At 65.3% G+C, this 24,146-nt stretch carries 23 protein-coding genes; 6 read left to right on the top strand and 17 right to left on the bottom strand.

Translation table 11 applies throughout. The features are described from left to right. Window positions 1–18: 18 nt before the first annotated feature. The 9 genes from dnaQ to uvrB all read right to left on the bottom strand — a co-directional run bounded on the left by dnaQ (window position 19) and on the right by uvrB (window position 8,602). Window positions 19–726, bottom strand: coding sequence for a DNA polymerase III subunit epsilon (gene dnaQ / locus DBV14_RS23515; protein ID WP_124462620.1), 708 nt, complete (start codon window positions 724–726; stop codon window positions 19–21). A gap of 12 nt (window positions 727–738) precedes the next feature. Continuing rightward, on the bottom strand, window positions 739–1,077 hold the full coding sequence (gene fdx / locus DBV14_RS23520) for an ISC system 2Fe-2S type ferredoxin (RefSeq protein ID WP_093176617.1): 339 nt from the start codon (window positions 1,075–1,077) through the stop codon (window positions 739–741). Between the two features lie 9 nt (window positions 1,078–1,086). Next, window positions 1,087–2,946, bottom strand: a complete 1,860-nt coding sequence (gene hscA, locus DBV14_RS23525; protein WP_124462622.1) for a Fe-S protein assembly chaperone HscA — start codon at window positions 2,944–2,946, stop codon at window positions 1,087–1,089. 90 nt (window positions 2,947–3,036) lie between these two features. Then, on the bottom strand, window positions 3,037–3,555 hold the full coding sequence (gene hscB / locus DBV14_RS23530) for a Fe-S protein assembly co-chaperone HscB (RefSeq protein ID WP_124462624.1): 519 nt from the start codon (window positions 3,553–3,555) through the stop codon (window positions 3,037–3,039). Between the two features lie 63 nt (window positions 3,556–3,618). Next, entirely contained in the window at window positions 3,619–3,942 is a 324-nt protein-coding gene (gene iscA, locus DBV14_RS23535) for an iron-sulfur cluster assembly protein IscA (protein WP_007828190.1), read from the bottom strand. A gap of 1 nt (window position 3,943) precedes the next feature. Continuing rightward, entirely contained in the window at window positions 3,944–4,357 is a 414-nt protein-coding gene (gene iscU, locus DBV14_RS23540; RefSeq protein WP_124462626.1) for a Fe-S cluster assembly scaffold IscU, read from the bottom strand. A gap of 62 nt (window positions 4,358–4,419) precedes the next feature. Then, on the bottom strand, window positions 4,420–5,640 hold the full coding sequence (locus DBV14_RS23545) for an IscS subfamily cysteine desulfurase (RefSeq protein ID WP_124462628.1): 1,221 nt from the start codon (window positions 5,638–5,640) through the stop codon (window positions 4,420–4,422). A gap of 76 nt (window positions 5,641–5,716) precedes the next feature. Next, complete coding sequence (gene iscR / locus DBV14_RS23550; protein WP_093237517.1) at window positions 5,717–6,253, bottom strand: Fe-S cluster assembly transcriptional regulator IscR; 537 nt, start codon at window positions 6,251–6,253, stop codon at window positions 5,717–5,719. 231 nt (window positions 6,254–6,484) lie between these two features. After that, a complete protein-coding gene (gene uvrB, locus DBV14_RS23555; protein ID WP_124462630.1) occupies window positions 6,485–8,602 on the bottom strand; it encodes an excinuclease ABC subunit UvrB in 2,118 nt (705 codons plus the stop codon). A gap of 105 nt (window positions 8,603–8,707) precedes the next feature. On the opposite strand from uvrB, the gene DBV14_RS23560 reads away from it, so the two are divergent. From DBV14_RS23560 to DBV14_RS23575, 4 genes are all read left to right on the top strand, one after another. Further along, window positions 8,708–9,904 carry an amino acid aminotransferase gene (locus DBV14_RS23560; protein ID WP_124462631.1) on the top strand — a complete coding sequence of 399 codons (1,197 nt, stop codon included), beginning with the start codon at window positions 8,708–8,710 and terminating at the stop codon, window positions 9,902–9,904. 154 nt (window positions 9,905–10,058) lie between these two features. Then, on the top strand, window positions 10,059–11,507 hold the full coding sequence (locus tag DBV14_RS23565; RefSeq protein ID WP_124462633.1) for a polyhydroxyalkanoate depolymerase: 1,449 nt from the start codon (window positions 10,059–10,061) through the stop codon (window positions 11,505–11,507). Window positions 11,508–11,528: 21 nt separating this feature from the next. Then, window positions 11,529–12,164 (top strand): RnfABCDGE type electron transport complex subunit B, encoded by a 636-nt coding sequence (locus DBV14_RS23570; RefSeq protein ID WP_124462635.1) that lies wholly within the window; start codon window positions 11,529–11,531, stop codon window positions 12,162–12,164. Next, window positions 12,161–12,799: a LysE family translocator gene (locus DBV14_RS23575; protein WP_124462637.1), complete on the top strand. Its 639-nt coding sequence runs from the start codon at window positions 12,161–12,163 to the stop codon at window positions 12,797–12,799. The genes DBV14_RS23570 and DBV14_RS23575 overlap by 4 nt, the downstream gene beginning before the upstream one ends. A gap of 22 nt (window positions 12,800–12,821) precedes the next feature. Here DBV14_RS23575 and yedA read toward each other — a convergent pair whose 3' ends face one another. Further along, window positions 12,822–13,739, bottom strand: a complete 918-nt coding sequence (gene yedA / locus DBV14_RS23580; protein WP_124462639.1) for a drug/metabolite exporter YedA — start codon at window positions 13,737–13,739, stop codon at window positions 12,822–12,824. Between the two features lie 116 nt (window positions 13,740–13,855). Between yedA and DBV14_RS23585 the strand changes: the two genes are divergently transcribed. Then, window positions 13,856–14,353 (top strand): Lrp/AsnC family transcriptional regulator, encoded by a 498-nt coding sequence (locus DBV14_RS23585; RefSeq protein WP_124462642.1) that lies wholly within the window; start codon window positions 13,856–13,858, stop codon window positions 14,351–14,353. Here the strand turns inward: DBV14_RS23585 and DBV14_RS23590 are convergent. Genes DBV14_RS23590 through scpA form a run of 7 tightly spaced genes read right to left on the bottom strand, consistent with a single transcriptional unit; the run spans window position 14,343 to window position 23,259 of the window. Continuing rightward, window positions 14,343–14,843, bottom strand: a complete 501-nt coding sequence (locus DBV14_RS23590) for a VOC family protein (protein WP_124462644.1) — start codon at window positions 14,841–14,843, stop codon at window positions 14,343–14,345. The genes DBV14_RS23585 and DBV14_RS23590 overlap by 11 nt on opposite strands. Further along, on the bottom strand, window positions 14,840–15,871 hold the full coding sequence (gene bioB / locus DBV14_RS23595; protein ID WP_124462646.1) for a biotin synthase BioB: 1,032 nt from the start codon (window positions 15,869–15,871) through the stop codon (window positions 14,840–14,842). Before bioB ends, DBV14_RS23590 begins: the two co-directional genes overlap by 4 nt. Beyond that, a complete protein-coding gene (accC, locus tag DBV14_RS23600) occupies window positions 15,871–17,919 on the bottom strand; it encodes an acetyl-CoA carboxylase biotin carboxylase subunit (protein ID WP_124462648.1) in 2,049 nt (682 codons plus the stop codon). The genes bioB and accC overlap by 1 nt, the downstream gene beginning before the upstream one ends. A 20-nt stretch (window positions 17,920–17,939) precedes the next feature. After that, window positions 17,940–19,484 carry an acyl-CoA carboxylase subunit beta gene (locus DBV14_RS23605; RefSeq protein ID WP_124462650.1) on the bottom strand — a complete coding sequence of 515 codons (1,545 nt, stop codon included), beginning with the start codon at window positions 19,482–19,484 and terminating at the stop codon, window positions 17,940–17,942. Window positions 19,485–19,544: 60 nt separating this feature from the next. Beyond that, window positions 19,545–20,591 carry a methylmalonyl Co-A mutase-associated GTPase MeaB gene (gene meaB / locus DBV14_RS23610; RefSeq protein WP_124462652.1) on the bottom strand — a complete coding sequence of 349 codons (1,047 nt, stop codon included), beginning with the start codon at window positions 20,589–20,591 and terminating at the stop codon, window positions 19,545–19,547. Further along, window positions 20,588–21,082 carry a GNAT family N-acetyltransferase gene (locus DBV14_RS23615; protein ID WP_124462654.1) on the bottom strand — a complete coding sequence of 165 codons (495 nt, stop codon included), beginning with the start codon at window positions 21,080–21,082 and terminating at the stop codon, window positions 20,588–20,590. The genes meaB and DBV14_RS23615 overlap by 4 nt, the downstream gene beginning before the upstream one ends. Before the next feature lie 14 nt (window positions 21,083–21,096). After that, complete coding sequence (gene scpA / locus DBV14_RS23620; protein ID WP_124462656.1) at window positions 21,097–23,259, bottom strand: methylmalonyl-CoA mutase; 2,163 nt, start codon at window positions 23,257–23,259, stop codon at window positions 21,097–21,099. A gap of 128 nt (window positions 23,260–23,387) precedes the next feature. Here scpA and DBV14_RS23625 point away from each other — a divergent pair, with 128 nt between their 5' ends. Then, window positions 23,388–24,035: a GntR family transcriptional regulator gene (locus tag DBV14_RS23625; RefSeq protein ID WP_124462659.1), complete on the top strand. Its 648-nt coding sequence runs from the start codon at window positions 23,388–23,390 to the stop codon at window positions 24,033–24,035. The last annotated feature ends 111 nt before the right edge of the window (window positions 24,036–24,146 follow it).

Consider the following 24,146-nt stretch of genomic DNA (forward strand, 5'->3'; position numbering starts at 1 on the left):
AGATTATGCCACAGCTTTTTAAGCGTTTTGGCGAAACAAGGTTTTGCCGTTGCTTGATTTATCGAGTTGCGCCAACACGGCCTCGTGCGCGGTCAGCTCATGCTCGGCCGCCATGATCACCGGCAGCTCGAACTGGGTCAGGTCGATCGCCACCACGGTGGTGCCCTGCTCAGGCTCGTTCGAGGCCACGTCGATCAGCAGCGCGTCTTGCCCGCGCGTGAGGTTGATGTACACATCGGCCAGCAGCTGCGCGTCGAGCTTGGCGCCGTGGAAGGTACGGTTGGAACGGTCGACGCCGAAGCGGTCGCACAGCGCGTCGAGCGAGTTGCGCTTGCCGGGGTACACCAGCTTGGCCATGGCCAGCGTGTCGGTCACTTCGCCGACGAAGCTGCGCAGCGGCGGCAGGCCCGCCATTTCGAGCTCCTTGTTCAGGAACCCGACGTCGAAGGCCGCGTTGTGAATGATCAGCTCGGCGCCGCGCAGGTATTCGACGATGTCGTTGCCCAGCGTGGCGAACTTCGGCTTGTCGCGCAGGAAGTCGGTCGTCAGGCCGTGCACCTTGAGCGCGTCTTCATGGCTCTCGCGCTCGGGGTTGAAGTAGATGTGCAGGTCGTTGCCGGTGAGCTTGCGGGCAAACAGCTCGACGCAGCCGAGCTCGATGATGCGGTCGCCGTTCTCGGCGGAGAGGCCGGTGGTTTCGGTATCAAGGACGATCTGGCGCGACATACGGTGACTCTTTCAATGGTTCTCTTTGGCGTGGTTGATCGAGTACTTCGGAATCTCGATCGTCACATTCTCCTGCGCCAGGATCGATTGGCAACTCAGGCGCGATTGCGGCTCCAGGCCCCAGGCGCGGTCGAGCAGGTCTTCTTCGCCCTCTTCTGCTTCGTTGAGCGAATTGAAACCCTCGCGCACGATGACGTGGCAGGTGGTGCAGGCGCAGCTCATCTCGCAGGCGTGCTCGATGTTGATGTTGTTGTCGAGCAGCGCCTCGCAGATCGAGGTGCCGGCGGGCGCGGTAATTTCGGCGCCTTGCGGGCAGTACTCGGGATGCGGGTAAATCTTGATCGTGGGCATGTTGTTGTTCTACAGAGATTCGACCTTACGGCCAGCCAGCGCGCGCGCAATGCCCGCGTTCATGCGCTGGGCGGCAAAGGCCTCGGTGTCGTTGGCAAGCGCCTTGGTCACGGCTTCGATGGTGGCGGCTTCGTTGCCCTTGATGGCTTCGCGCAGCTTGGCCATCGACGCGTCGATCACGGCGCGCTCGCTGTCGCTCAGCAAGTCGCCATCGGCGTTCAGCGCGCTTTGCGTGGCGAGCAGCATGCGGTCTGCATCGACGCGCGCTTCCACCAGCGCGCGGGCCTGGATGTCTTGCTGCGCAGTGGAGAAGCTCTCTTGCAGCATGGTCGCGATCTGATCGTCCGACAGGCCGTACGAGGGCTTGACCGCAACGCTGGCCTCGACGCCGCTGCCCTGCTCCTTGGCACTGACGCTCAGCAAGCCATCGGCATCGACGGTAAAGGTCACGCGGATGCGCGCGGCACCGGCGGCCATCGGCGGAATGCCGCGCAGCGTGAAGCGCGCGAGGCTGCGGCAATCGGCCACCAGGTCGCGCTCGCCTTGCACCACGTGCAGCGCCAACGCGGTCTGGCCGTCTTGATAGGTGGTGAAGTCCTGCGCCATCGCGGTCGGGATGGTCTGATTGCGCGGCACGATGCGCTCGACCAGTCCGCCCATGGTTTCAATGCCGAGCGACAGCGGAATCACATCGAGCAGCAGCAGTTCGCCCGCGCCGTTGTTGCCGGCCAGTTGATTGGCCTGGATCGCGGCACCGAGCGCCACGACTTCATCGGGATTCAGGTTGACCAGCGGCTCGCGGCCGAAGAATTCAGCCACGGCGCGGCGGACCTGCGGCATGCGGGTCGAGCCGCCGACCAGCACGATGCCTTGCAGGTCGTCGGGCTTGAGCTTCGCATCGCGCAATGCCTTGCGCACGGCCGCGATGGTGCGGTCGGTGAGCGGCTTGGTTGCGGCGTCGAAGTGTTCGCGGGTCAGCTCGAACGAGGCCGTCGCGCCCGCGACTTCCGCGCGGAACGCCACCAAATCGGCATCGGTCAACGCCTCTTTCGCGGCACGTGCGGCCACCAGCATGGCGGCCTTGTCGTTGTCGCTTCGGGTTTGCAGGCCGGTCTGGGCCAGCACGAAATCGGCGAGCGCATGGTCGTAGTCGTCGCCGCCGAGCGCTGAATCGCCGCCCGTGGCAATCACTTCGAACACGCCCTGCGTGAGCCGCAGGATCGAGATGTCGAAGGTGCCGCCGCCGAGGTCGTACACCGCATAGACACCTTCGCTCGCGTTGTCCAGGCCGTAGGCAATGGCCGCGGCCGTGGGCTCGCTGATCAGGCGCAGCACGTTGAGGCCGGCGAGCTGCGCGGCGTCTTTCGTGGCCTGGCGCTGGCCTTCGTCGAAGTAGGCGGGCACGGTGATGACCGCGCCATAGAGCTCGTCGTCGAAGGTGTCTTCGGCGCGAAAGCGCAGCGTTGCCAATATCTCTGCGCTGATCTCGACCGGCGACTTCTCGCCGGCCTGGGTCTGCACCTTCACCATGCCGCCGTCGCCGCCTTCGATGCGGTAGGACATGGCTTCGCGGTTCGCGATGTCCGCCAGGCCGCGGCCCATGAGCCGCTTGACCGAAGTGATGGTGTTGGCCGGGTCCTGCGCGCGCGCAGCAACCGCGTCGAAGCCGATCTGGCGGCGGTCACCATCAAGGTAGCGCACGGCGGAGGGCAGCAGCACGCGGCCCTGGTCGTCGGGCAGGCATTCGGCCACGCCGTTACGCACCGAGGCAACCAGCGAATGCGTGGTGCCGAGGTCGATGCCCACGGCAATGCGGCGCTGGTGCGGATCGGGCGCCTGGCCGGGTTCGGAAATCTGAAGAAGAGCCATCAGGCCTCCCGCCGGGCCGCCCCAAGGGAGGCCTGCGCCCCCTCGGGGGGCAGCGAATACACGAAGTGAGGAGTGTGGGGGTGCATTTCGTTATTGTCCCAACTGATCGAATTTGGCTTCGACGTCCTGCCCGAAGCGCTCAATGAACATGAGGGCTCTCACCTGCTGAGCAGCGGCGGGGTAGTCACCCTTCTCGTCGATCAGCCAGTCGAGCGACGACAGCGCGCGCGCATGGGCCACTTCGACCTCGGCCTGCAGCTGCTCGAGCGCGGCAATGCTGTCGATGTCGTCGAGCGCCTCGCGCCACTCCATCTGCTGCATCAGGAAGTCGGGAGGCATGGCCGTGTTGTTCTCGGCATTCAGCGGCGCACCATGAAGCTCGCAGATGTAGCTGGCGCGGCGAATCGGGTCCTTGAGGCGCTGGTAGGCCTCGTTGATGCGCACCGACCACTGCATGGCCACGCGCTGGGCTGCGGCGCCCTGCGCGGCAAAGCGGTCCGGGTGAGCCTCGCGCTGCAGCTCTTTCCAGCGCGCATCGAGTGCGGCGCGGTCCTGCGCGAAGGTCGCCGGGACGGCGAACAGTTCAAAGTCGGTGTCGTTCAGGTTCATGGCAAGAAAAAACCGCCAGCACATGACATGGTGGCGGCTGTGGTCGCAGTCAGCGACGGCGCATCAGATGCGAAAGCTTTCCCCGCAGCCGCAGCGGTCGCGCTCGTTCGGGTTGATGAACTTGAAGCCCTCGTTCAGGCCTTCGCGCACGAAATCGAGCTGCGTGCCGTCGATGTAAGCCAGGCTCTTGGGATCGACCAGCACCTTCACGCCGTGGTCTTCGAACACCACGTCTTCAGGGGTGAACTCGTCCACGTACTCGAGCTTGTAGGCCAGGCCCGAGCAGCCGGTGGTCTTCACGCCCAGCCGCACACCCACGCCCTTGCCTCGTTTGCCGAGGTAACGGGTGACGTGCCGTGCAGCGGCTTCGGTCAGCGTGACGGCCATGTCAGTGAACAGCTTCGGCTTCGGCCGCTTTGACGCCGTGCTTGGCCTTGTAGTCGCTCACTGCGGCCTTGATGGCGTCTTCGGCCAGAATGGAGCAGTGGATCTTCACGGGCGGCAGTGCCAGTTCTTCGGCGATCTGCGCGTTCTTGAGCGCAGCCGCTTCGTCGAGCGTCTTGCCCTTGACCCATTCGGTCACGAGCGACGAGGAAGCGATGGCCGAGCCGCAGCCGTAGGTCTTGAAACGTGCGTCTTCGATCACGCCGGTTTCGGGGTTGACCTTGATCTGCAGCTTCATGACGTCGCCGCAAGCCGGTGCGCCGACCATGCCGGTGCCTACCGTGTCGTCACCTTTTTCGAAGGAGCCGACGTTGCGCGGGTTTTCGTAGTGGTCGATGACCTTGGATGAATATGCCATGGTGTACCTCTCAAACTTTGTTCAATCGTGGAGCGCCGGGTGGGCCGTTCTTGTCTTGTCCGTCAGTGGGCCGACCACTGGATCGTGCTGATGTCGACGCCGTCCTGGAACATTTCCCACAGGGGGCTCAGCTCGCGCAGCTTCGCGACGTTGTGCTTGATGGTCGAAATGGCGTAGTCGATTTCTTCTTCGGTCGTGAAACGGCCGATGGTCATGCGCAGGCTGCTGTGGGCCAGCTCGTCGCTGCGGCCCAGGGCGCGCAGCACATAGCTGGGTTCCAGGCTGGCCGAGGTGCAGGCAGAACCCGACGACACCGCCAGGCCCTTGATGCCCATGATCAGCGACTCGCCTTCGACGTAGTTGAAGCTCATGTTCAGGTTGTGCGGCACACGCTTCTCGAGGTCGCCGTTGATGAACACTTGCTCCACGTCTTTCAGGCCGTCGAGCAGGCGCTTCTGCAGGCGAGCCGCATGGGCGATGTCGTCCTTCATTTCGAGCTTGGCGATGCGGTAGGCCTCGCCCATGCCGACGATCTGGTGCGTGGGCAGCGTGCCAGAACGCATGCCGCGCTCATGGCCACCGCCGTGCATCTGCGCTTCGAGGCGAATGCGCGGCTTGCGGCGCACGTACAGGGCGCCGATGCCCTTGGGGCCGTAGGTCTTGTGCGAGGCGAGGCTCATCAGGTCGATGGGCAGCTTCGTGATGTCGATCTCGACCTTGCCGGTGGCCTGGGCCGAATCGACGTGGAAGATCACGCCCTTTTCGCGGCAGGCATTGCCCAGCGCGACCACATCTTGAATGACGCCGATTTCGTTGTTCACGAACAGCACGCTGGCCAGGATGGTGTCGGGGCGAATGGCTGCCTTGAACTTATCGAGGTCGACCAGGCCGTTTTCCTCGACGTCGAGGTAAGTGACCTCAAAGCCCTGGCGCTCGAGTTCGCGCATGGTGTCGAGCACGGCCTTGTGCTCGGTCTTCAGCGTGATCAGGTGCTTGCCCTTGCCCTTGTAGAACTGAGCAGCGCCCTTCAGGGCTAGGTTGATCGACTCGGTAGCGCCCGACGTCCAGACGATTTCGCGAGGGTCCGCGTTGATCAGCTCGGCCACCTGGGCACGTGCCTTCTCGACCGCCTCTTCAGCTTCCCAGCCCCAGGCGTGGCTGCGCGACGCCGGGTTGCCGAAGTGCTCGCGCAACCAGGGAATCATGGCGTCGACCACACGCGGGTCGACCGGCGTGGTCGCGCCGTAATCGAGGTAGATCGGGAAATGAGGAGTTACGTCCATGGCTGGCTCGTGCTGGCGTGGGGGTTGTTTTTTAATCTGGCTGCTCGTGACAGCGCCCGAAGGCGCTATCGAAAACTCAGGACTTGGCGAACACGTTGCCGAGGGCAAACACCGAATTCGGCGCATTCACGCGAATCGGCTTGACCACCGGCTGTGCCGAGATCGCGCGCTTGACGACCGGCTTGTTCTCGATCTGCACGCCCTTGGCGATCTGGTCGTCGACCAGCTTCTGCAGCGTGACGGAATCGAGAAACTCGACCATGCGCTGGTTCAGCGAGGCCCAGAGCTCGTGCGTCATGCACCGGCCGGCTTCGCCCAGGCAGTTTTCCTTGCCGCCGCATTGCGTGGCATCGATGGGCTCATCGACGGAGACGATGATGTCGGCCACGGTAATGTCCGCGGCCTTGCGGCCAAGGCTGTAGCCGCCGCCGGGGCCACGGGTCGATTCGACCAGTTCGTGGCGGCGCAGTTTGCCGAACAGCTGCTCGAGGTACGACAACGAAATCTGCTGCCGCTGGCTGATCGCAGCCAGCGTGACCGGACCGGTGTTCTGACGCAACGCCAGATCGATCATTGCTGTGACCGCAAAACGGCCTTTGGTAGTGAGACGCATCGCAAGCTCCTTCAAGTGCTTACCGTTGAAATGACACCGCGGCCTGGGGCTGCGATGACTTCGTCTCCGCCCTGCCCGACCCTTGACCCCGGTGAACCTGGGGGTAGGAGTCGGTCCTTCATCGCGAAGTTCTTCTTGTTGTTGAGTATTTCGGTCAAGTATAGCAGAAGACCTTCAGGTCTGCTGGGGTAAACCCCAGCGCTGCCCGCTTGAAGAACGCGAACCTCCGACCTACTGCGACAAACCCGCGATGTTGTCGCTGCTCGAACCGCCAAAAGCCTGCTCCCGCAACAGCGCCAGCTGGTCGCGCACCCGCGCCGCCTTCTCGAATTCGAGGTTGCGGGCGTGCTCCAGCATCTGCTTTTCGAGCCGTTTGATTTCGCGGGCAATGTCTTTTTCGCTCATGTCCTCGACCTTGGCGCGTTCCAGGTCGAGCTTGGCCATTTCCTTACCGGTCTTCTCGCTGTAGACGCCGTCGATCAGGTCCCGCACCTGCTTGACGATGCTGCGCGGCGTGATGCCATGGGCCTCGTTGTGGGCAATCTGCTTCGTGCGGCGGCGCTCGGTCTCCCCGATCGCCTTTTTCATCGAGTCCGTCATCCGGTCCGCATACAGAATGGCCTTGCCATTCAGGTTGCGGGCCGCTCGGCCGATGGTCTGGATCAGCGAGCGTTCGGCGCGCAAGAAGCCTTCCTTGTCGGCATCGAGGATCGCCACCAGCGACACCTCGGGAATGTCCAGGCCTTCGCGCAGCAGGTTGATGCCCACCAGCACGTCGAAGGTGCCCAGCCGCAGGTCGCGCAAGATTTCCACCCGCTCGACCGTGTCCACGTCGCTGTGCAGGTAGCGCACCTTCACGCCGTTGTCGCCCAGGTAATCGGTCAGCTGCTCGGCCATGCGCTTGGTCAGCGTGGTGATCAGCACCCGCTCGCCCTTGTCGACGCGGATGCGGATCTCGCCCAGCACGTCGTCCACCTGGTGCGTGGCGGGCCGCACCTCGACCTCGGGGTCGATCAGCCCCGTCGGCCGCACCAACTGCTCGACGACATTGCCCGAATGGTCCTTCTCGTATTGCGCCGGCGTGGCCGAAACGAAGATGCACTGGCGCATGCGCGTCTCGAATTCCTCGAACTTGAGCGGCCGGTTGTCCATGGCGCTCGGCAAGCGAAAGCCGTATTCGACCAGCGTAGTCTTGCGCGCCCGGTCGCCGCTGTACATGGCGTTGAGCTGGCCGATCATCTGGTGGCTCTCGTCGAGGAACATCAGCGCGTCCTTCGGCAGGTAGTCGGTCAGCGTGGCAGGCGGTTCGCCGGGCGCCGCGCCCGACAGGTGCCGCGTGTAGTTCTCGATGCCCTTGCAGTGGCCGATTTCGGCGAGCATCTCAAGGTCGAAACGGCTGCGCTGCTCCAGCCGCTGTGCCTCGACCAGCTTGCCCGCGCCCACCAGTTCCTTGAGCCGCTCGGCCAGTTCGATCTTGATGGTTTCCACGGCGGCCAGCACCTTGTCGCGCGGCGTCACGTAGTGGCTCGACGGGTACACCGTGAAGCGCGGCACCTTCTGCCGCACACGGCCGGTCAGCGGGTCGAACAGCTGCAGCGACTCGATCTCGTCGTCGAACAGCTCGAAACGGATGGCCAGCTCGCTGTGCTCGGCCGGAAACACGTCGATGGTGTCGCCGCGCACGCGGAAAGTGCCCCGCGCAAAGTCTTGCTCGTTGCGCGTGTACTGCATGCGGATCAGCCGGGCGATCAGGTCGCGCTGGCCGATCTTGTCGCCCACGCGGGCAATCAGCCGCATCTCCATGTAGTCCTCGGGCGTGCCGATGCCATAGATGGCGCTCACCGTGGCCACGATCACCGTGTCGCGCCGCTCCAGCACGCTCTTGGTGGCCGACAGCCGCATCTGCTCAATGTGCTCGTTGATCGAGGAGTCTTTCTCGATGAACAGGTCGCGCTGCGGCACGTACGCCTCGGGCTGGTAGTAGTCGTAGTAGCTCACGAAGTACTCGACCGCGTTCTTAGGAAAGAACTCGCGAAACTCGCTGTAGAGCTGCGCCGCCAGCGTCTTGTTGGGCGCGAACACGATGGCCGGGCGGCCCAGCCGCGCGATCACGTTGGCCATGGTGAAGGTCTTGCCCGAGCCCGTGACGCCCAGCAGCGTCTGGAACACCTCGCCGTCGATCACGCCCTCGACCAGCCCGTCGATCGCCTTGGGCTGGTCCCCGGCCGGCGGATAGGGCTGGAACAACTCGAAAGGCGAGTCGGGGTAGCGGATGAATTCACCCGGTTTCGCCGGACCGATCGGGTCCAGTTTCTTCAGGTCTGCTATGGCTTCGTTGTTCTCTGGCATGGCTGTTCCCGACAGGTGGCGATCGCGCCGGTAAAATTCAAGGCAACCGGAAAGCGTAGCGCAAGTCCGGTTGCCAGCGAAGCTTTCATCCCAAAGGACCTTTCCATGTCTATGTTCACCGCGGTCGAAATGGCGCCGCGCGACCCGATCCTCGGCCTCAACGAGCAATTTGCAGCCGACACCAACCCCAACAAGGTCAATCTCGGCGTCGGCGTCTATTACGACGACAACGGCAAGCTGCCCCTGCTCCAGTGCGTGCAGGCAGCCGAACAAAACATGATGAAGGCCCCCTCGGCCCGCGGCTATCTGCCGATCGACGGCATCGTGGCCTACGACAACGCCGTCAAGGGCCTGGTCTTCGGCGCGGACAGCGAACCCGTGCAATCGGGCCGCGTCGCCACCATCCAGGGCATCGGCGGTACCGGCGGCCTGAAGGTCGGCGCCGACTTCCTGAAGAAGATCAACCCCAGCGCCAAGGTGCTGATCAGCGACCCGAGCTGGGAAAACCACCGCGCCCTGTTCACCAACGCGGGCTTCGAAGTCGAAAGCTACCCCTACTACGACGCGGCCAAGCGCGGCATCAACTTCGACGGCATGCTGGCCGCCCTGAACGCGGCGCCCGCCGGCACGGTCGTCGTGCTGCACGCCTGCTGCCACAACCCGACCGGCTACGACATCACCGCCGCCCAGTGGGACCAGGTGGTTGCCGTCGTCAAGGCCAAGGGCCTGGTGCCCTTCCTCGACATGGCCTACCAGGGCTTCGGCTACGGCCTCAAGGAAGACGGCGCGGCTGTCGGCAAGTTCGTCGATGCCGGCCTGACCTTCTTCGTCTCGACCTCTTTCTCGAAGAGCTTCAGCCTGTACGGCGAGCGCGTCGGCGCCCTGTCGGTGCTGTGCGAGAACAAGGAAGAAGCCAGCCGCGTGCTGTCGCAGCTCAAGATCGCCATTCGCACCAACTACAGCAACCCGCCCATCCATGGCGGCGCCGTGGTGGCCGCGGTGCTCGGCAACCCCGAGCTGCGCGCCCTGTGGGAAAAAGAACTCGGCGAGATGCGCGTGCGCATCAAGGCCATGCGCCAGAAGCTGGTCGACGGCCTCAAGGCCGCCGGCGTGAAGGAAGACATGAGCTTCATCACCACGCAGATCGGCATGTTCAGCTACTCGGGCCTGTCGAAGGACCAGATGGTGCGCCTGCGCAATGAATTCGGCGTGTACGGCACCGACACCGGCCGCATGTGCGTGGCCGCGCTCAACAGCAAGAACATCGACTACGTCTGCGCGTCGATTGCCAAAGTCATCTAGGTGACAGCAAAGTGTGGGGGAATCGTCNNGACGATTCCCCCACACTTTGCAAGAGAAGGACCCTCGCAGCGGGGTCGGTGTAGGGGTTAGGCCCCCTGCATCGCAGCGAATGCGCTGATATATTGCACCGCAACATTCCACTCCAAGACCAGCGATGCTCTATCAACTCTACGAAGCCCAGCGTTCCCTGATGGAGCCGTTCTCGGACTTCGCACAGGCAGCCTCCAAGCTCTACGGCCAGGGCGCCGTGTGGGGCCAGTTGCCCATGGCCCAGCGCATGGCCGCAGGCTACGACCTGCTCTACCGCCTGGGCAAGGACTACGAAAAGCCCGAGTTCAACATCAAGTCGGTCAAGGTCGACGGCGAAGAGGTCGTCATCCAGGAAGCGATCGAGCTCGACAAGCCGTTCTGCGAACTGCGCCGCTTCAAGCGCTTCACCGACGAGCCGCACATTCTCAAGACGCTCAAGAGCCAGCCCGTGGTGCTGATCGTGGCGCCGCTGTCGGGCCACTACGCCACGCTGCTGCGCGACACCGTGCGCACCATGCTGCAAGACCACAAGGTCTACATCACCGACTGGAAGAACGCACGCCTCGTGCCCATGTCGGAAGGCGAATTCCACCTCGACGACTACATCAACTACGTGCAGGAGTTCATTCGCCTGCTGCAGGCCGAGTACGGCAACTGCCACGTGGTGAGCGTGTGCCAGCCCACCGTGCCGGTGCTCGCGGCCGTGTCGCTCATGGCCAGCCGCAAGGAACCGCTGCCGCTCACGCTGACGATGATGGGCGGCCCCATCGACGCCCGCAAGTCGCCCACCGCGGTCAACAACCTCGCGATGAACAAGAGCTACGAGTGGTTCGAGAACAACGTGATCTACCGCGTGCCGCAAGGCTTCCCCGGTGAAGGCCGCCGCGTGTACCCGGGCTTCCTGCAGCACACCGGCTTCGTGGCCATGAACCCCGACCGCCATGCCACCAGCCACTACGACTACTTCAAGGACCTCATCAAGGGCGACGACGCCAGCGCCGAGGCCCACCGCAAGTTCTACGACGAGTACAACGCCGTGCTCGACATGGACGCCGACTACTACCTGGACACCATCCGCACCGTGTTCCAGCAGTTCGAGCTGGTCAACGGCACCTGGGACGTGAAGAACCCCGAAGGCCAGATCGAGCGCGTGCGTCCGCAAGACATCCGCACCGCCGCGCTGCTGACGGTCGAAGGCGAGCTCGACGACATCTCGGGCTCGGGCCAGACCGAAGCCGCGCACAGCCTGTGCACCGGCGTCGCCGACTCCAAGCGCGAGCACTACGAAGTCAAGGGCGCGGGCCACTACGGCATCTTCAGTGGCCGCCGCTGGCGCGAACTGGTCTACCCCAAGCTGGTGAAGTTCATCGCCGCCAACGACCAGCCGCAAAGCCGCGCCAGCGCGCGCGATGCCCTGGCCGCCGAAGACACCGTCAAGCCGGCCCGCCGCAAGGCCACAGTTGCCACGGTTGCCGCAGCAGCAAGGCCCCCGGCCAAGCCCAAGGCCACCACGGTCGCGGCCGCCAAGAAGCCCGTGGCGCGCAAGAAGCCCGCCACCCGCGCCGCGCGTTAAAAGCGCGCACGCCAACAGCAAGTGAACGGGCTCGCCGCACGCATCAACGACGCACTGCCTCAAACGCAGTGCACACGGTGCGGCTACCCGGATTGCGCAGGCTATGCGCAAGCGGTGGCCGACGGCACGGCCGGCATCAACCAGTGCCCGCCGGGCGGCGCCGAAGGCATTGCCCGGCTCGCGCAGCTCACGGGCCAGCCCCTGCTGCCGCTCGATCCCCAGTTCGGCACCGAAGGCCCGCGCGCCATGGCCGTCATCGACGAGGCCTGGTGCATCGGCTGCACGCTCTGCCTCGACGCCTGCCCCACCGACGCCATCGTCGGCATCAACAAGCGCATGCACACCGTGATCGAGGCGCACTGCACCGGTTGCGAGCTGTGCATTCCGGTCTGCCCTGTCGACTGCATTTCGCTCGAAGTCGAAACGCCGGGCCGCAGCGGCTGGCAGGCGTGGTCGCAAACCCAGGCCGAAGCAGCGCTGCAACGCTACAAGCTGCACGGCGAGCATCGCTGCGGCGCCAAAAACGAGGCGCAAGCCCTCCCCGCCATCGCCGAACCCCAGGCCGCCGACACGCGCAAGCGCTCCATCGTCGAAGCCGCACTGGCGCGTGCCCGCGCCGCCTCGCAACAACGCCCGCCGCCGGCCACCAAACCATGACCACCGACACCCTGCTGATCTACGTCGTCGCCTCGCTCGCACTGGCCGTGATCCCGGGGCCCACCATGCTGCTGGCGCTGTCCAATGGCATCGACGGCGGCATGCGCCGCGCAAGCTGGGGCATTGCCGGCGCGTCGCTCGGCAGCGTCACGCTGATCGCGGTCGTCGCGCTCGGGCTGGGCTCGCTGCTTGCCGCGTCGGAGCTGCTCTTCAACGCGATCCGCGTGGCCGGCGTCGCCTACCTCGTCTGGCTGGGCTTCAAGCTATGGCGCAGCGAAGCGACCGACCTGGGCACCGCGCTCGCCAAGTCCGCCATCGAGGTGCGGCCGCGGGGCCGCGTCGCACTGATGCGCAGCCTGCTCGTGGCGCTGTCCAACCCGAAGACGGTGCTGTTCTTCGCGGCCTTCCTGCCGCAGTTCATCGACATCGGCAAGCCGCAGGGCTCGCAGTACCTGCTGCTCGGCGCGATCTTCGTGGTGCTCGACACCTGCGTCATGCTGGCCTACGCAGCCGCCGGAACGCAGGCCGTGCGCTGGCTCTCGCGCCGTGGCCTCACGGCGCTGAACCGCGGTTGCGCGGTCGGCATGTGGCTGCTCGCGGCCACCCTCGCGTTCTGGCGCCGCCCCGGCACCTGAACCGGCACAGCCAGCCGCTTGCTCAGGCCGCCTTCGAGCGCTTGAAGAGCAACAGCAGCACGCCCGCCAGCACCACGCCCACGGCATACCACTCGAAGCGCGTCACCGTCTCGTTGGCGATCCACACGCCCAACAGCATGGCGATCACCGGATTGACGAAGGTGTAGCTCGCCGCCAGCGCGGCCGGCGCTTGCGCGAGCAGCACCATGTAGGCGTTGAACGCAATCAGCGAGCCGAACACTACCAGGTAGACCCAGGCCACCACCGCCACGGGCTGTGGCGGCCAGCTCATCGTTTCGCCCGACACCGCGGCCAGCACCATCAGCACCACGCCGCCGCACAGCATCTCGCTCGCAAAGCCCATGGCACCGGGCGCCAGCGGCAGGCTGCGCTGGCTCAACACGCTGCCGAGCGACCAGCAACTGCACGCCACGCAGATCGCCACCAGGCCTTCGGGCGACGCCTTGAAGCCACTGCCCTGCGTGAGCATCAGCACACCGACCAGCCCCACCGCAATGCCCGCCGCTTCGAGCCGCGACGGCTTCACGCCCCAGATCAGGTTCAACAGCGCGATCAGCAGCGGAATGACCGCGATGAAAGCCACCACCAGCCCCGAGCCGATCGACACCTCGGCATGCGCCGTGCCGCCCATGCCTCCACCCAGCATCAGCGCGCCGACCACCAGCGCATTGCGCCACTGCAGGCGCGTCGGCCATGGTGCGCCGCGCCAGCGCATCCACACCGCGAGCAGCACGCCCGCGAAAAGAAAGCGCGAGCCCATCTGCAGGAACGGCGGAAAGCTGATCAGTGCGTACTTGATGCCCAGGTAGGTCGAGCCCCAGACCACCCAGGTGGCCGCCAAGCAGAGCCACAACAGGGGCGTCAGCCGGGGCTGCGCGGCAGCAGGCCCGGCATGGGCGGGGGAAGCGAGTGTCGCCATATCGAGGGTGTCTCTTGTTGGAACCAGATGCCCGACATGGTATGAAAGCCACTCTTCGGCTGCCATGCAGATTTCATGGTTCTGCCCACGCCACACCGTCGATTTAAAGGAGTTACATGGACTTCGCCTTGAACCCCACGCTGGACGCCCACGACACCCGCATCCTGGCCGAACTCCAGGCCGATGCGCGCCTCACCATGGCCGAACTCGGCCGCCGCGTGCACCTGAGCCAGCCGGCCGTAACGGAGCGCGTGAAGAAGCTCGAAGCCGCGGGCGTCATCAGCGGCTACCGCGCCACAGTCAACCTCACGCGGCTGGGCTACGGCATCCGCGCGATCATCCGCGTCGGCCGCGCCGACTACGACCGCGTGGTCGCGCTGGTGCAGGAAACGCCCGAATGCATCAATGCCTACAACGTGACCGGCGAGGACAGCTGGATCCTGGAGATCGCGGTGATCGACGTGAGCCACCTCGACGCGGTGGTCACCAAGTTCTGCATCCTCACGGAGACCGCGACCTCGATCATCCTGAACCCGGCGCGCGAACATCTGCCGATGCTGCCGCCTCAGCGCGCCGACGTGAAACCGCCGATTCGAAAAGTGCTCAACGCGTAGCAGTTGCCGCGAGCGCGTTGAAGGCCGTCACCACCTCGGGTGGCGCCTGCACCATCTCGATCAGCACGCCCTCGCCCGCGATCGGAAATTCTTCATTCGCCTTCGGGTGCAGAAAGCAGATGTCGAAACCGGCCGCGCCTTTGCGGATGCCCCCCGGCGCAAAGCGAACGCCCTGCGCCGTGAGCCATTCCACGGCCTTGGGCAGGTCGTCGATCCACAGGCCCACGTGGTTCAGCGGCGTCGTGTGCACCGCGGGCTTCTTCTCGGGGTCGAGTGGCTGCATCAGGTCGACCTCGACCTTGAACGGCCCGCTGCCCATCGAGCAGATGTCTTCGTCGACGTTCTCGCGCTCGCTCTTGAAGGTGCCCGTGACTTCGAGCCCCAGCATGTCGACCCACAGCTTCTGCAGCCGCAGCTTGTCGGGTCCGCCGATGGCGATCTGCTGGATGCCCAGCACCTTGAACGGGCGCGCGGAGACCGTGCCCGTCATGCGCAGACCTCGACTTTTTCGGTGGTCGTGGTGCGGCGCGACTGCAGGCCCAGCTTGCGCAGCAACTGCACGTCGGCCTCCACGTCGGGGTTGCCCGTGACCAGCAGCTTGTCGCCGTAGAAGATCGAATTGGCGCCCGCCATGAAGCACAGCGCCTGCACCGCATCGCCCATCTGCTGGCGACCGGCCGACAGCCGCACGCGCGCCGTCGGCATGGTGATGCGCGCGACCGCGATCATGCGCACGAAGTCGAACGGATCGACCGGTTCCGAATCGGCCAGCGGCGTGCCCGGCACGCGCACCAGGCTGTTGATCGGCACCGACTCCGGGTACGGGTTCAGGTTGGCCAGTTGCGCGATCAGCCCCGCGCGATGCACCGGCGCCTCGCCCATGCCCACGATGCCGCCGCAGCACACGCTGATGCCGGCGCTGCGCACGTGGGCCAGCGTGTCCAGGCGGTCCTGGTAGGTGCGCGTGTCGACCACGTCGGTGTAGTACTCGGGCGCCGTGTCCAGGTTGTGGTTGTAGTAGTCCAGGCCCGCGGCCTTCAGTTGGTGCGCGTGGTGCGGCTCCAGCATGCCCAGCGTGGCGCAGGTCTGCATGCCAAGGCCCTTCACGGCCTCGACCAGCACGGCCACCTTCTCGACGTCGCGGTCCTTCGGCGCGCGCCATGCGGCGCCCATGCAGAAGCGCGTGGCGCCGGCGTCCTTGGCGGCCTGCGCGGCACGCACCACCTCGTCGACCTCCATCAGCTTCTGCGCTTTCACGCCAGTGTCGAACTCGGCCGACTGCGGGCAGTAGCCGCAGTTCTCGGGGCAGCCGCCGGTCTTGACCGACAGCAGCGTGGCCAGCTCGATGTCGCCTTCGGGGAAGTGCTGGCGGTGCACCGTCTGCGCCTCGAACAGCAGGTCCATCAGCGGCTTGTCGAGCAGCGCCTGGATGGCCTCGATCGTCCACGGGCCTTGCGGCGCCGCGAGTTTCGTGGGGCGATGCAGCGTGATCGCTTGTTGCAGGTCGTTGGCACCCATCAGTTGAACTCCAGAATGATTTGATCGACCGCGAGCGATTCGCCCTTGCCCGCCGAGATCTTGCCGACCACGCCGTCCTGCGTGGCGAACAGCACGTTTTCCATCTTCATGGCCTCGATCACGGCCAGCTTCTCTCCAGCCTGCACCTGCTGCCCCGGCTGCACCGACACCTCGACCAGCAGGCCCGGCATCGGCGACATCAGGAACTTGCTCAGGTCTGGCGGCGCCTTGTAGGGCATCAGCTCCAGCAGGCGCGCGCCCAGCGGCGACAGCACCATCGTCTCGATCTGCGTGCCGTCGTGCGACACGCGCAGCGCCAGCGGGTTCTTGCCCGCGCCACGCTCCACCTGCGCCGTGAAGGGCTTGTCGTTGACGATGCCCTGCACCCGGATCGCGCCCAGCGCAAAGCTGCTGTCGATCTTGTAGCTCTTGTCGCCCACGGCCACCGCGCTCGCGCCGGTCTTGCCATGGAAGTCGGACACCGACACCGGGTGGTGCACGTGCTTGCCTTCCGGCCCCAGCTCCACCACCACGAACTGCTCGCCCACCTTCACGCCGTGGCCTTCGAGCTGCCCGCTGATGCCCGAGGCGCGCGCCCGATAACGGCGGTGCACATACGCGGCGAGCGCGATGAGGAACGACGGGTCGGAGTGCGGCACGTCTTCCGCGTGGAAGCCCTTGCCGTAGTGCTCGGCAATGAAGCCGGTGTTGAAGTCGCCCGCCACGAATTTCGGGTGCGCCAGCAGCGCCGCCTGGAACGGGATGTTGCTGCTGATGCCGCGGATCACGAAGCCGTTGAGCGCCTCGCGCATGCGGGCAATCGCATGCTGGCGGTCCTTGCCATGCACGATGAGCTTGGCGATCATCGAGTCGTAGTACATCGGGATCTCGCCGCCGTCGTACACGCCCGTGTCCACGCGCACGCCTTGCAGGTGCTTCGTGTCGCTCGCGAACATCGTCTCGGCCGGAGGCTGGAACTTCACCAGCCGGCCGGTCGACGGCAGGAAGCTGCGGAACGGGTCTTCCGCGTTGATGCGGCACTCGATGGCCCAGCCATCGCGCTTGACCTCGGCCTGCGTCAGCGACAGCTTCTCGCCGGCCGCCACGCGGATCATCAGCTCGACCAGGTCGAGCCCCGTGATGCACTCCGTCACCGGGTGCTCCACCTGCAGGCGCGTGTTCATTTCCAGGAAGTAAAAGCTCTGGTCCTTGCCGACCACGAACTCCACCGTGCCCGCGCTCTGGTAGTTCACGGCCTTGGCCAGTTGCACCGCCTGCTCGCCCATCGCCTTGCGCGTGGCGTCGGTAATGAAGGGCGACGGCGCCTCTTCGATCACCTTCTGGTGGCGCCGCTGGATCGAGCATTCGCGCTCGTTCAGGTAGATGACGTTGCCGTGCGAATCGCCCAGCACCTGGATCTCGATGTGGCGCGGCTCCTCGACGAATTTCTCGATGAACACGCGGTCGTCGCCGAAGCTGTTGCGCGCCTCGTTGCGGCACGAGGTGAAGCCCTCGAAGGCTTCCTTGTCGTTGAAGGCCACGCGCAAGCCCTTGCCGCCGCCGCCGGCCGAAGCCTTGATCATCACCGGGTAGCCGATGTCCTTGGCAATCTCGACCGCGCGCTCGGCCGTCTCGATGGCGTCGTTCCAGCCCGGAATGGTGTTGACCTTGGCTTCGTTCGCGAGCTTCTTCGAAGCGATCTTGTCGCCCATCGCCGCGATCGAATAGTGCTTCGGCCCGATGAAGGCAATGCCCTCTTCCTCGACCTTGCGCGCGAAGGCTTCGTTCTCCGACAGGAAGCCGTAGCCCGGGTGCACCGCCTCGGCGCCGGTCTTCTTGCAGGCCGCGATGATGCGGTCGGCCTGCAGGTAGCTCTCGCGGCTGGGCGCCGCGCCGATGTGCACGGCCTCGTCGGCCAACTCGACGTGGCGTGCTTCCTTGTCGGCGTCGGAGTAGACGGCGACGGTAAGGATGCCCATCTTCTTGGCCGTTTGAATGACACGGCAGGCGATCTCGCCGCGGTTCGCAATCAGGATTTTCTTGAACATGTTCTTCTTCTCCGTGCCGTTCACAGCGGAATGTTTCCGTGCTTGCGCCACGGGTTCTCGAGCTTCTTCTCGCGCAGCATCACCAGCGAGCGGCAGATGCGCTTGCGCGTCTCGTGCGGCAGGATCACGTCGTCGATGTAGCCGCGAGCGCTTGCCACGTACGGGTTGGCAAAGCGAGCCTTGTATTCGGCTTCGCGCGCGGCCAGCTTTTCGGGATCGTTCTTGTCTTCGCGAAAGATGATTTCCACCGCGCCCTTCGCGCCCATCACCGCGATCTCTGCGCGTGGCCAGGCCAGGTTGACGTCGCCGCGCAGGTGCTTGGAAGCCATCACGTCGTACGCACCGCCGTAGGCCTTGCGCGTGATGACGGTGATCTTCGGCACCGTGCACTCCGCATACGCGTAGAGCAGCTTGGCGCCGTGCTTGATGATGCCGCCGTACTCCTGGCCGGTGCCGGGCATGAAGCCGGGCACGTCGACGAAGGTCACGACCGGAATGTTGAACGCATCGCAGAAGCGCACGAAGCGCGCGGCCTTGATGCTGCTCTTGATGTCCAGGCAACCCGCCAGCACCAGTGGCTGGTTGGCCACGATGCCGATGGTCTGGCCTTCCATGCGCGCAAAGCCGATCACGATGTTCTTCGCGTAGTCGGGCTGCAGCTCGAAGAAGTCGCCGTCGTCCACCACCTTCAGGATCAGTTCCTTGATGTCGTAGGGCTTGTTCGGGTTGTCGGGCACCAGCGTGTCGAGCGAATAGTCGGGCCGGTCGGCCGGGTCGCCCTGGCCGTTGTTGCCCAGCCGCACCGGCGGCTTCTCGCGGTTGTTCAGCGGCAGGTAGTTGTACAGGCGGCGCAGCATCATCAGCGCCTCGACGTCGTTCTCGAACGCCATGTCGGCCACGCCGCTGCGCGTGGTGTGGGTGATGGCGCCGCCCAGCTCTTCGGCCGTGACGCTTTCGTGCGTCACGGTCTTCACCACGTCGGGGCCGGTGACGAACATGTAGCTGCTGTCCTTCACCATGAAGATGAAGTCGGTCATGGCGGGCGAATACACCGCGCCGCCCGCGCAGGGGCCCATGACCATGCTGATCTGCGGCACCACGCCCGAGGCCATCACGTTGCGCTGGAACACGTCGGCGTAACCGCCGAGCGAGGCCACGCCTTCCTGGATGCGGGCGCCGCCCGAATCGTTCAAGCCGATGACGGGTGCGCCGACCTTCATGGCCTGGTCCATCACCTTGCAGATCTTCTCGGCGTGCGCTTCGCTGAGCGCGCCGCCGAAGACGGTGAAGTCCTGGCTGAACACGAACACCAGGCGGCCATTGATCATTCCGTAGCCGGTGACCACGCCGTCGCCGGGGATCTTCTGCTCGGCCATGCCGAAATCGACCGAGCGGTGCTCGACGAACATGTCCCACTCTTCGAAGGTGTTGTCGTCGAGCAGCAGCTCGATGCGCTCGCGCGCCGTGAGCTTGCCCTTGGCATGCTGCGCATCGATGCGCTTCTGCCCGCCACCGAGGCGCGCCTGGGCGCGACGCTTTTCGAGTTCTTCAATCAGTTCTTGCATGGTGTGGTTCCGAAGCTGTGGTCCTGAATTGCAATGTCTTGTGTGTGTTTTTCGGGGGCCTCACGGCCTGGCGGTAATGGCCGCCGCCGCGAGCAGCTGGCGCGCCGCGGTGGATGCCGGCAGCGCGCCTTGCGCCACCTGCTGGGTGAGCTGCGGCAGCAGCTCGCGCACTTGCGCGTGATGCCTGAAGGCCTGCTTCAGGCCGGCGTCGATGCGTTCCCACATCCACGCGGTCGCCTGCTTCTCGCGGCGCTTTGCGAGCTTGCCGTTGGCAGTCTGCAGTTGCCTGAACTGCATGACGGCGTCCCAGAAGGCGTCGACGCCGGTGCCCGCCAGCGCGCTCAGCTGCAGCACCTTGGGCAGCCAGAAGCGCACCTCGGCGCCGCTGTGCGCGTCGTGCACCGCATGCGCGTGGTCCGGGTTGCCCTGGTGCCCGAACAGGCGCAGCGCCGAAGTGATCTGTGCCTGTGCGCGCGTCGCGGCGTCCTTGTCGATGTCGGCCTTGTTGATGACCACGAGGTCGGCCAGCTCCATCACGCCCTTCTTGATCGCCTGCAGGTCGTCGCCCGCGTTGGGCAGCTGCATCAGCACGAACATGTCGGTCATGCCAGCCACGGCTGTTTCGCTCTGGCCCACGCCCACGGTCTCGACGATGACGATGTCGTAGCCGGCGGCCTCGCACACCAGCATGGCTTCGCGCGTCTTCTCGGCCACGCCGCCGAGCGTGCCGCTCGACGGGCTGGGCCGGATGTAGGCGCGCTCGTGCACCGAAAGGCGTTCCATGCGCGTCTTGTCGCCAAGAATGGAGCCGCCCGACACGGTCGATGACGGGTCGATGGTCAGCACCGCCACGCGGTGCCCCTTGTCGATCAGCAGCAGCCCCAGCGTTTCGATGAAGGTCGATTTGCCCACACCCGGCACGCCCGAGATGCCGAGGCGAAACGACTGGCCGGTGCGCGGCAGCAGTGCCGTCAGCAACTCGTCGGCCTGCGCGCGATGGTCGGTGCGGGTCGATTCGAGCAGCGTGATCGCCTTGGCAATCGCGCGGCGCTGCGCCATGCCGGGCGCATCGACGACCGCGCTTTCGATGGCTTGCACGGTCTTCATCGGCTCGCCAACTCCGACGCTGCCGACGCCTCCGACGCCACACGCCAGCGGTAGTGCAGGTCCACGCCCTCTTCGCCTTCAAGCACGAAGCCGTGGCGCAGGTAGAAGCGGTTGGCATCGCTCTGCACCAGCGCCGTGAGCTTGATGTCGAGGTTCTTTTCGCGCGCCTGCGCCTTGGCCCAGTGCATCACCCATTCGCCGATGCCGCGCCCCTGGAAGCCGGTGCGCAGGTACAGGTGGTCCAGGCGCAGCGCATCCGCGTCCTCGGGCTTGAGCGTGACGAAGCCGACGCGCTGCTCGCCGTCGAGCACGATGTGGTGCATGAACGGCACCACGAAGCCGGCCGACAGCCGCTCGCGCGAACGCGTGAGGTCGAAGCGGCCGACGCGCTCCAGGCTCGGACGCATCGCATCGATGCGCACGGCCAGCATGTCCTCGAAATCGCCGGAGTCCACCGGCTGCAGCGACAGCCGCGACAAGAGATCGCTCACGTCGATGCTTTTCTTCAGGCCGCAACCGCCGCGCGAATCTGCTCCAGCACGTCCTTGGCACTGGCCGGAATAGGCGTGCCCGGTCCGTAGATGCCCTTCACGCCGGCTTCGTACAGGAAGTCGTAGTCCTGCCGCGGAATCACGCCGCCGACGAACACGATGATGTCGTCCGCGCCCTGCTTCTTCAGCTCGTTGATGATCGCGGGCACAAGCGTCTTGTGGCCGGCCGCGAGGGTGCTCACGCCGACGGCATGCACGTCGTTTTCAATCGCCTGCCGCGCACATTCTTCGGGCGTCTGGAACAGCGGGCCCATGTCAACGTCGAAGCCCAGGTCGGCGAACGCGGTCGCAACCACCTTGGCGCCACGGTCGTGTCCGTCCTGCCCGAGCTTGGAGATCATCACGCGCGGACGACGGCCCTGCTCTTCGGCAAAGGCGTTGATCTCGGTCTTGAGCGCTTCCCAGCCTTCGGCCGAGTCGTAGGCCGCTGCGTACACACCGGTCACCTTCTGCGTGTCGGCGCGATGGCGGCCGAACGATTTTTCGAGCGCATCGGAAATCTCGCCCACCGTGGCGCGCAGGCGCACCGCGTCGATGCTCAGTGCCAGCAGGTTGCCGCTGTTGTTCTCGGCGGCGTCGGTCAGCGCATCGAGCGCGGCCTGCACCTTGGCACCGTCGCGCGAGGCGCGAATGGCCTGCAGCCGCGCCACCTGCTGGTCGCGCACCATCACGTTGTCGATGGACAGGCTGTCGATCGCGTCTTCGTTCTTCAGCTTGTACTTGTTGACGCCGACGATCACGTCCTTGCCCGAGTCGATGCGCGCCTGCTTCTCGGCGGCGGCGGCTTCGATCTTCAGCTTGGCCCAGCCGCTGTCGACCGCCTTGGTCATGCCGCCCATGGCCTCGACTTCTTCGATGATGGCCCAGGCCGCATCGGCCATGTCCTGCGTGAGCTTCTCCATCATGTAGCTGCCGGCCCAGGGGTCGACCACGTTGGTGATGTGCGTCTCTTCCTGGATGATGAGCTGCGTGTTGCGCGCAATGCGCGAGCTGAACTCGGTGGGCAGCGCGATGGCTTCGTCGAGCGCGTTGGTGTGCAGCGACTGGGTGCCGCCGAACACCGCGGCCATGGCCTCGATGGTGGTGCGCACGATGTTGTTGTACGGGTCTTGCTCGGTGAGCGACCAGCCCGAGGTCTGGCAGTGCGTGCGCAGCATCAGGCTCTTGGGGTTCTTGGGGTTGAACTCCTTCATGATGCGGCACCACAGGAGGCGCGCCGCGCGCATCTTGGCCACTTCAAGATAGAAGTTCATGCCGATGGCCCAGAAGAAGCTCAGGCGCCCGGCAAAGCCGTCGACGTCCAGGCCCTTGGCCAGCGCGGTCTTCACGTACTCCTTGCCGTCGGCCAGCGTGAACGCCAGCTCCAGCGCCTGGTTGGCGCCGGCCTCCTGCATGTGATAGCCGCTGATCGAGATCGAGTTGAACTTCGGCATGTGCTGCGCCGTGTACTCGATGATGTCGCCGATGATCCGCATGCTCGGCGCCGGCGGAAAAATGTAGGTGTTGCGGACCATGAACTCCTTGAGGATGTCGTTCTGGATGGTTCCGCTCAGTTGGTCCTTGGACACGCCCTGCTCTTCGGCCGCGACCACGTAGCCCGCCAGCACCGGCAGCACGGCGCCGTTCATCGTCATCGACACCGAGACCTTGTCCAGCGGGATCTGGTCGAACAGGATCTTCATGTCCTCGACCGAATCGATGGCCACGCCGGCCTTGCCGACGTCGCCGGTCACACGCGGATGGTCGCTGTCGTAGCCGCGGTGGGTGGCCAGGTCGAAAGCCACGCTCACGCCCTGCCCGCCGGCGGCCAGCGCCTTGCGGTAGAAGGCGTTCGATTCTTCAGCCGTCGAAAAGCCCGCGTACTGGCGGATGGTCCAGGGGCGCACCGCGTACATGGTGGCCTGCGGGCCGCGCAGGTAGGGCTCGAAGCCGGGCAGCGTGTCGGTGTACTTCAGGCCCTGCAGGTCAGCCGCGGTGTACAGCGGCTTGACGCTGATGCCGTCGGGCGTGATCCAGTTGAGCGCATTCACGTCGCCACCGGGCGCTGACTTGGCAGCGGACTTGGCCCAGGCCTCGAGGTCGGCGGGCTTGAAGGTGGGTTCGGGTGTGCTGCTCATGAGGGGCCGCTTTGCAGTGTCTTGCTGGATATTCGCAAATTCGCCTGCACGGATTTGCAAGCCGGCCGCGAGTCTAACCGATCCGTAATTATTAATTCAAACGCATTTTTTGAAGTACAGTCCGGCTCATGTCCGCCGTCACCCTCACCCCCCGCGCCCTCTACGAAGAGGTGGCCGAGCTGCTGCGCCAGCGGATTTTCCGCCGGGAGCTGGAGCCCGGCAGCTGGATCGACGAACTCAAGCTGGCCGAGGAATACGGCATCAGCCGCACGCCCCTGCGCGAAGCGTTGAAGGTGCTGGCGGCCGAAGGCCTGGTGACGATGAAGGTACGCCGCGGCGCCTACGTGACGGAGGTGTCGGAGCAGGACCTGGCCGACGTGTACCACCTGCTGTCGCTGCTGGAGAGCGACGCCGCCGGCGTGGTGGCGGAGCGCGCGACGGAGGCCCAGCGCGCGGAACTGAAGGCACTGCACGCGGAGCTGGAAGCGGCGGCGGCCCCGGGCAAGGAAGACCGCGAACACTTCTTCGCGATCAACGAGCGCTTTCACATGCGGCTGCTGGCGATTGCGGACAACAAGTGGCGTGACCAGATGGTGGCCGACTTGCGCAAGGTGATGAAGCTGAACCGTCACAACTCGCTGCTGAAGGCAGGCCGCATTGGCGAATCGCTGGCGGAACATCGCCTGGTGATGGCCGCGATCGAGACGCGCGACGCGGCTGCGGCCATGGCGCGCATGCGTGAGCACTTCAAGAACGGGCTTGAGGCGGCTGCTTAGTCTTTCTTCGGTTGTCGGGTTCGGGGTCATTCTTGGTTTGTGCGAATGACACCGGGTGCTCCCCTCCGCGAATGTCCCCCGCTTCGCTCCTCCTTTATTTCGCTGCGGGGA

This window comes from Variovorax sp. KBW07 (genome assembly GCF_003852515.1).
In the GTDB taxonomy this organism is placed as follows: Bacteria; Pseudomonadota; Gammaproteobacteria; order Burkholderiales; family Burkholderiaceae_C; genus Variovorax.

What these genes read in the sequence shown, in the direction of transcription:
- dnaQ (WP_124462620.1), bottom strand. Translation starts at nt 726, where the DNA reads ATGTCGCGCCAGATCGTCCTTGATACCGAAACCACCGGCCTCTCCGCC.
- fdx (WP_093176617.1), bottom strand. Translation starts at nt 1,077, where the DNA reads ATGCCCACGATCAAGATTTACCCGCATCCCGAGTACTGCCCGCAAGGC.
- hscA (WP_124462622.1), bottom strand. Translation starts at nt 2,946, where the DNA reads ATGGCTCTTCTTCAGATTTCCGAACCCGGCCAGGCGCCCGATCCGCAC.
- hscB (WP_124462624.1), bottom strand. Translation starts at nt 3,555, where the DNA reads ATGAACCTGAACGACACCGACTTTGAACTGTTCGCCGTCCCGGCGACC.
- iscA (WP_007828190.1), bottom strand. Translation starts at nt 3,942, where the DNA reads ATGGCCGTCACGCTGACCGAAGCCGCTGCACGGCACGTCACCCGTTAC.
- iscU (WP_124462626.1), bottom strand. Translation starts at nt 4,357, where the DNA reads ATGGCATATTCATCCAAGGTCATCGACCACTACGAAAACCCGCGCAAC.
- DBV14_RS23545 (WP_124462628.1), bottom strand. Translation starts at nt 5,640, where the DNA reads ATGGACGTAACTCCTCATTTCCCGATCTACCTCGATTACGGCGCGACC.
- iscR (WP_093237517.1), bottom strand. Translation starts at nt 6,253, where the DNA reads ATGCGTCTCACTACCAAAGGCCGTTTTGCGGTCACAGCAATGATCGAT.
- uvrB (WP_124462630.1), bottom strand. Translation starts at nt 8,602, where the DNA reads ATGCCAGAGAACAACGAAGCCATAGCAGACCTGAAGAAACTGGACCCG.
- DBV14_RS23560 (WP_124462631.1), top strand. Translation starts at nt 8,708, where the DNA reads ATGTCTATGTTCACCGCGGTCGAAATGGCGCCGCGCGACCCGATCCTC.
- DBV14_RS23565 (WP_124462633.1), top strand. Translation starts at nt 10,059, where the DNA reads ATGCTCTATCAACTCTACGAAGCCCAGCGTTCCCTGATGGAGCCGTTC.
- DBV14_RS23575 (WP_124462637.1), top strand. Translation starts at nt 12,161, where the DNA reads ATGACCACCGACACCCTGCTGATCTACGTCGTCGCCTCGCTCGCACTG.
- yedA (WP_124462639.1), bottom strand. Translation starts at nt 13,739, where the DNA reads ATGGCGACACTCGCTTCCCCCGCCCATGCCGGGCCTGCTGCCGCGCAG.
- DBV14_RS23585 (WP_124462642.1), top strand. Translation starts at nt 13,856, where the DNA reads ATGGACTTCGCCTTGAACCCCACGCTGGACGCCCACGACACCCGCATC.
- DBV14_RS23590 (WP_124462644.1), bottom strand. Translation starts at nt 14,843, where the DNA reads ATGACGGGCACGGTCTCCGCGCGCCCGTTCAAGGTGCTGGGCATCCAG.
- bioB (WP_124462646.1), bottom strand. Translation starts at nt 15,871, where the DNA reads ATGGGTGCCAACGACCTGCAACAAGCGATCACGCTGCATCGCCCCACG.
- accC (WP_124462648.1), bottom strand. Translation starts at nt 17,919, where the DNA reads ATGTTCAAGAAAATCCTGATTGCGAACCGCGGCGAGATCGCCTGCCGT.
- DBV14_RS23605 (WP_124462650.1), bottom strand. Translation starts at nt 19,484, where the DNA reads ATGCAAGAACTGATTGAAGAACTCGAAAAGCGTCGCGCCCAGGCGCGC.
- meaB (WP_124462652.1), bottom strand. Translation starts at nt 20,591, where the DNA reads ATGAAGACCGTGCAAGCCATCGAAAGCGCGGTCGTCGATGCGCCCGGC.
- scpA (WP_124462656.1), bottom strand. Translation starts at nt 23,259, where the DNA reads ATGAGCAGCACACCCGAACCCACCTTCAAGCCCGCCGACCTCGAGGCC.
- DBV14_RS23625 (WP_124462659.1), top strand. Translation starts at nt 23,388, where the DNA reads ATGTCCGCCGTCACCCTCACCCCCCGCGCCCTCTACGAAGAGGTGGCC.